The organism is Cupriavidus sp. HPC(L) (genome assembly GCF_000307735.3).
GTDB lineage: Bacteria > Pseudomonadota > Gammaproteobacteria > Burkholderiales > Burkholderiaceae > Cupriavidus.
In genome coordinates, this window is the sequence record NZ_AMPR02000215.1 from 1 (window position 1) to 4,932 (window position 4,932).

At 69.4% G+C, this 4,932-nt stretch carries 6 protein-coding genes; 3 read left to right on the plus strand and 3 right to left on the minus strand.

The features are described from left to right. Positions 1-324: 324 nt before the first annotated feature. Positions 325-1,188: an NAD(P)-dependent oxidoreductase gene (locus tag B551_RS13250; protein WP_023264279.1), complete on the plus strand. Its 864-nt coding sequence runs from the start codon at positions 325-327 to the stop codon at positions 1,186-1,188. Positions 1,189-1,435: 247 nt separating this feature from the next. Further along, positions 1,436-1,594, plus strand: coding sequence for a DUF3309 domain-containing protein (locus B551_RS25605; protein WP_006577307.1), 159 nt, complete (start codon positions 1,436-1,438; stop codon positions 1,592-1,594). 224 nt (positions 1,595-1,818) lie between these two features. Here the strand turns inward: B551_RS25605 and B551_RS13255 are convergent, their stop codons facing one another. The 3 genes from B551_RS13255 to B551_RS13265 all read right to left on the minus strand — a co-directional run bounded on the left by B551_RS13255 (position 1,819) and on the right by B551_RS13265 (position 3,783). Then, entirely contained in the window at positions 1,819-2,607 is a 789-nt protein-coding gene (locus B551_RS13255; protein WP_006577306.1) for a glycosyltransferase family 2 protein, read from the minus strand. Positions 2,608-2,761: 154 nt separating this feature from the next. Beyond that, the gene (gene fabG, locus B551_RS13260; protein WP_023264281.1) at positions 2,762-3,523 is read right to left on the minus strand and encodes a 3-oxoacyl-ACP reductase FabG; all 762 of its coding nucleotides are present in this window, start codon (positions 3,521-3,523) and stop codon (positions 2,762-2,764) included. Further along, entirely contained in the window at positions 3,523-3,783 is a 261-nt protein-coding gene (locus tag B551_RS13265; protein WP_006577304.1) for a phosphopantetheine-binding protein, read from the minus strand. The genes fabG and B551_RS13265 overlap by 1 nt, the downstream gene beginning before the upstream one ends. A gap of 300 nt (positions 3,784-4,083) precedes the next feature. Between B551_RS13265 and B551_RS13270 the strand changes: the two genes are divergently transcribed. Continuing rightward, positions 4,084-4,932: AMP-binding protein (locus B551_RS13270; RefSeq protein ID WP_023264282.1), on the plus strand; the 849-nt coding region annotated here is incomplete at its 3' end.

The window sequence follows — 4,932 nt, forward strand, 5'->3', positions numbered from 1 at the left end:
CTGCGAATCTCGATGGGGGCGATGCTGGAATCGATGGGCGGTAGTCTGTGGTGAGCCTGCCCTCTTGCCCTCTCCCCCAAGCCCCTCTCCCGCGGGGCGGGAGAGGGGAGCCCATCATCAGCATGGAACGGGGCGGAGCACTTGCATGCGCTCCCCTCTCCCGCTTGCGGGAGAGGGGCTGGGGGAGAGGGAAATCGAGGCCCGTATACTGATGCCCCTGGCGCGCCGCGCATCCTCTGGTCGGGCGCCCCACCCCAACGCGCGGCACAGCGCGTCTCACCGATCTTTCCCTTCCACATTCGATAACAACACGGAGTAGCAGTCATGCGTGTCGCATTCCTCGGCCTCGGCGTCATGGGCTTTCACATGGCCGGCCTTCTGGCCGCCAAGGGGCATCAGGTCACGGTCTACAACCGCACCGCCAGCAAGGCCCAGGCGTGGGTCGAGCGCTTCGGCGGCCAGTCGGCCGCCACGCCGGCGCTGGCCGCGCGCGATGCCGAGCTGGTCTGCAGCTGCGTCGGCAACGACGACGACCTGCGCGCGGTGCTGACCGGTCCGGACGGCGCCTTCGACGGCGCGCCGGCCGGCTGCATCTTCGTCGACCACACCACCGCCAGCGCCAACGTGGCGCGCGAACTGTACGAGCGGGCCAAGGCGCGCGGGCTGCATTTCATCGATGCGCCGGTATCCGGCGGCGAGTCCGGCGCGCAGAACGGCGTGCTGACCGTGATGTGCGGCGGCGACGAGGCGGTGTTCGCGCGGGCCGAGCCGGTGATCTCGGCCTTCGCCCGCGCGGTCACGCGCATCGGCGGCCCCGGCGCCGGCCAACTGGCCAAGATGGTCAACCAGATCTCGATTGCGGGCCTGCTCGAAGGGCTGTCCGAGGCGATCGCCTTCGGCCAGCGCGCCGGGCTCGACATGCCGCTGGTGCTGTCGGTGATCAGCAAGGGCGCCGCCGGTTCGTGGCAGCTCGAAAACCGCGGACCGACGATGGTCGAAGGCAAGTTCGACTTCGGTTTCGCGGTCGACTGGATGCGCAAGGACCTGGGCCTGTGCCTGGACGAGGCGCGCCGCAACGGCGCCACGCTGCCGGTCACCGCGCTGGTCGACCAGTTCTACGCCGAACTGCAGCGCGACGGCGGCGGCCGCGACGATACCTCGTCGCTGATCCGGCGCCTGCGCCGGTAAGCCAGCGGCGCGGGATCGGCACGCGGACCGGGGTGGCCGGGGACCGCGCGCGGTGGCGCGTCGTCCCGCGTCGTCCGATTCCTACATGGCTTTCAGCGCCGGACCGGGTGGGAGCCCGTGGGCGCGGGTCTATCGTTGAAGCAACCGGGAGCGGACCCCGAGGCGGCCGGACAGCGCCAAGGGGTGGCACGGTACTGAAGAGCAACGAACAAACCCGCCAGGCTAGCCCTCGGCAAAGGAGCCTCCCATGACACTAGGCACCATCCTCCTGATCGTGCTGATCATCCTGTTGATCGGCGCGCTGCCTTCGTGGCCCTACAGCAGCGGCTGGGGCTACTGGCCCAGCGGCGGGCTTGGCCTGATCCTGCTGATCGTGATCGCCCTGGTCGTCATGGGCAGGTTGTAGCGCGCGGCATCGAAGCACGCGCGGTACCGGTAGGCCTGCCCGCCGCCTTGTTTGGGGACAGGGGGCGACGGGCAGGTGAAAAGGCGGTCGAGAGACCGCCTTTTCTTTTTGGGTGCCGCGATGTCGGGATGCCGCGATGGACCGCGAGTGCCGTTTTCCCTCTCCCCCGGCCCCTCTCCCGCGTCGCGGGAGAGGGGAGCAAACCGTAGGGAATTCGGCATGGATCAGGCCGCGGGCTTCGTTCCCGCGCTGCCGCGTTCGCCGAGCCGGCGCAGCGCCAGCATCGGCAGCCGCAGCAGGAAGCCGAACACCAGCCGGACATGCATCGAGGTCAGCAGGATGTTGTCGCGCACATAGTGGAAGTGCGAGACGCCGCCCTCGTCCTCGCGGAAATAGCGCACCGGGGTATCGATGTTGATCGGCCGCACGCCCCGCCAGCACAGCCGGATCGCGACCTCGGGGTCGAAGTCCATGCGCCGCATCCAGCGGTTGCCCCGCATCACCGCGCACAGCGGCGCGATCGGATAGACGCGGAAGCCGTACAGCGAATCGCCGATGCCGGCCCACAGCGTCTCGAGGTCGGCGAACACATTGCTCAGGCGCCGTCCGTAGACCCGCGCGCGCGGCGCGCTGTCGTCGAACACCGGCTTGCCGAGCACCATCGCGTCGGGATTGCGGCGCGACAGCTCGAGCATCTTGCCGATCATCGCGGCAGGATGCTGCCCATCGGAATCCATCGTCAGCGCGTGCGTAAAGCCCTCCGCGGCGGCCTGTTCCAGCCCGTGCAGCACCGCGGCGCCCTTGCCGCGGTTCTTCGGCAGCACCAGCACGCGCAAGCCGGGATCGGCCTCGGCCTGCTGCTGCAGCCATTCGGTGCTGCCGTCGGTACTGCCGTCGACGACGACCCAGACCGGGTTCCATTGGGCTCGCGCCTCGCGCACGACCTCGCGCACCTTGGGGCCGGGGTTGTAGCTCGGGATGATCACCAGATGCGTGGTCGAACGTTCGGTCATGCGGCCGTGCTCCATCAATGTGTTGTCCCTGGCCGGCGTGGCGCGCTGCGCGTCCGCCGGCCCCTGCCTGCGCACTGCTCCTTTCTCCTCGACGTTTGTGCCGTACCGTTGGTTCCTTGCTTCGTTCCGGTTTGTTCCGGCTCGTCCCTTTGGCCTAGCCGGTCGCCATGCCGCCGTTGATCGACAGCACCTGCCCCGTGACATAGGCGGCGGCCTCGGACACCAGATAGGCCACCATCGCCGCCACCTCTTCCGGCTGGCCGGCGCGGCCCATCGGCACCAGTTCGCGGATCCGCTCCGGCGGGAAGGCCGGCTGCGCCATCGGCGAATCGACGATGCCGGGCGCCACCGCGTTGACCGTGACGCCGCGCGAAGCCATCTCGATCGCCAGCGAACGCGTGGCCGCAATCACGCCCGCCTTGGCTGCAGCATAGTTCACCTGACCGCGATTGCCGATCAGGCCTGCCACCGAGGCGATATTGACGATGCGTCCCCAGCGGGTCCGCATCATCGGCATCAGCAGGGGCTGGGTCACGTTGAAGAAGCCGTGCAGCGAGACGTCGATGACGCGGCGCCATTGCTCGCGTGTCATGCCGACCATCGGGGCGTCGTCGTGGATGCCGGCGTTGTTGACCAGCACCTGTACCGGACCTTCGGCGAGGATGCGCTGCAGCGCCTGCTCGGTGGCATCGGCGTCAGTCACGTCGAAGGCGATCGCCTCGGCCTCGCCTCCGGCGGCACGGATGCGCTCGGCGACCTGCCGCGCCTCGTCCAGGCGCCGGTTGGCATGGACCCAGACGCGGCAGCCGCCGGCGGCGAGGGTCTGGCAGATCGCCTGTCCGAGCGCGCCGCTGCCGCCGGTGACGAGAGCCAGCTTGCGGGCGGGCGCGGGCGCCGTCCGGGGCGTGCGGGGCATCAGCGGGTACGGTTGGCGGCGGTGTAGGCCGCCAGGCTGCCCAGCGTGGCGAAGATCGTCTTGTTGTCCGGATTGTCCGAGCGCAGCTCGAATCCGTACTTTTTGGAGATCAGGAGTGCAATTTCCAGCACATCGATCGAATCGAGGCCGAAGCCTTCGCCATACAGCGGCGTATCGGCCGTGACCTGGTCCAGCGTCAGCTCGGTAATGTCCAGTTCGCCGAGAATCATCCGGGCCAGTTCGATTTCGAGATCGGTCATTGTCGCTAAATGTAAGTTATGTCGTCGCGGCGGCGGCCGTGGCCCGGCCCGGGGCCGCACAAAGCCGTGGGGTATACTGCGGCACCGCCTTCGGGCGCAATGCTACCAAGCCCTCCGGGTTCGCTCCATACGGGTGAAATTTGGTAACAACCTCGCCGCCACGGCGAGAAACGGAACCCCCACACTTCGGGTCTTCCAGCCATAGTCCCCAAGAAGATCGATGACCGGACCGCTTCGCCGCCGCCGTGGGAGCGCCAGACTGCCCTCCCCGATCCCGGCCGAAGCCCCGACCGCGCCGCCATGCCAGTGTCCCGCATTCCGCGCCGATCGCGCCCACAGAATTTCGCCGCCCGCCGCGCCGGCGCCGCCGCGGCGAACCCGTCCGCCGGGACGCTGCCGCTGATCGCGCATACCCGCGGCGACCAGATCGTCGCCTACCGGGAAGGCGCCCCGGTCACCGTGGCGCGCTTTCTGGCCGACGTCCGCGACCTGGCATCCCGCCTGCCGGCCGGCCGCCACGTCTTCAATATGTGCGCGGACCGCTACCTGTTCACGGTCGGCCTGTGCGCCAGCCTGCTCGCCGACAAGATCAGCCTGCTGCCGCCGGCGCATACGCCGGAGATGGTCCGCGAGCTGGCCACGTTCGCGCCCGACACCTTCTGCCTGTACGACGGTGCCGGCTGCCATTGCAACGCCGGCTGCCATGCCGGCGACAGCGCTGACGGCGGCACCGGCGGACTGCCGGGCATGCGCGTGACGCTGCCGGCCACGCACGAAGCCCAGGCGGACGACGCGCTGGCCGTGACGATCCCCCGGATCCCGGCCGATCGCACCCTCGCCTATTTGTTTACGTCGGGCTCGACCGGCCTGCCGATGCCGCATCGCAAGAGCTGGAGGGCGATGGTGCGCAATGCCCAGGCCGCGGCGGCTCGGCTCGGCATCGATGCGCTGGCCGGCGCGACGCTGGTCGGCACGGTGCCGGCGCAGCACATGTACGGCCTCGAATGCACGGTGATGCTGGCGCTGCACGGCGGCGTCGCCTTGAGCGCGGCCCATCCGTTCTACCCCTACGACGTCGCCGCCGCGCTGGCCGCGGTGCCGGCACCGCGCGTGCTGGTGGCCTCGCCGGTGCATCTGCGCACGCTGCAG

Coding starts and splice junctions, on each gene's coding strand:
- B551_RS13250 (WP_023264279.1), top strand. CDS start 325: ATGCGTGTCGCATTCCTCGGCCTCGGCGTCATGGGCTTTCACATGGCC.
- B551_RS25605 (WP_006577307.1), top strand. CDS start 1,436: ATGACACTAGGCACCATCCTCCTGATCGTGCTGATCATCCTGTTGATC.
- B551_RS13255 (WP_006577306.1), bottom strand. CDS start 2,607: ATGACCGAACGTTCGACCACGCATCTGGTGATCATCCCGAGCTACAAC.
- fabG (WP_023264281.1), bottom strand. CDS start 3,523: ATGCCCCGCACGCCCCGGACGGCGCCCGCGCCCGCCCGCAAGCTGGCT.
- B551_RS13265 (WP_006577304.1), bottom strand. CDS start 3,783: ATGACCGATCTCGAAATCGAACTGGCCCGGATGATTCTCGGCGAACTG.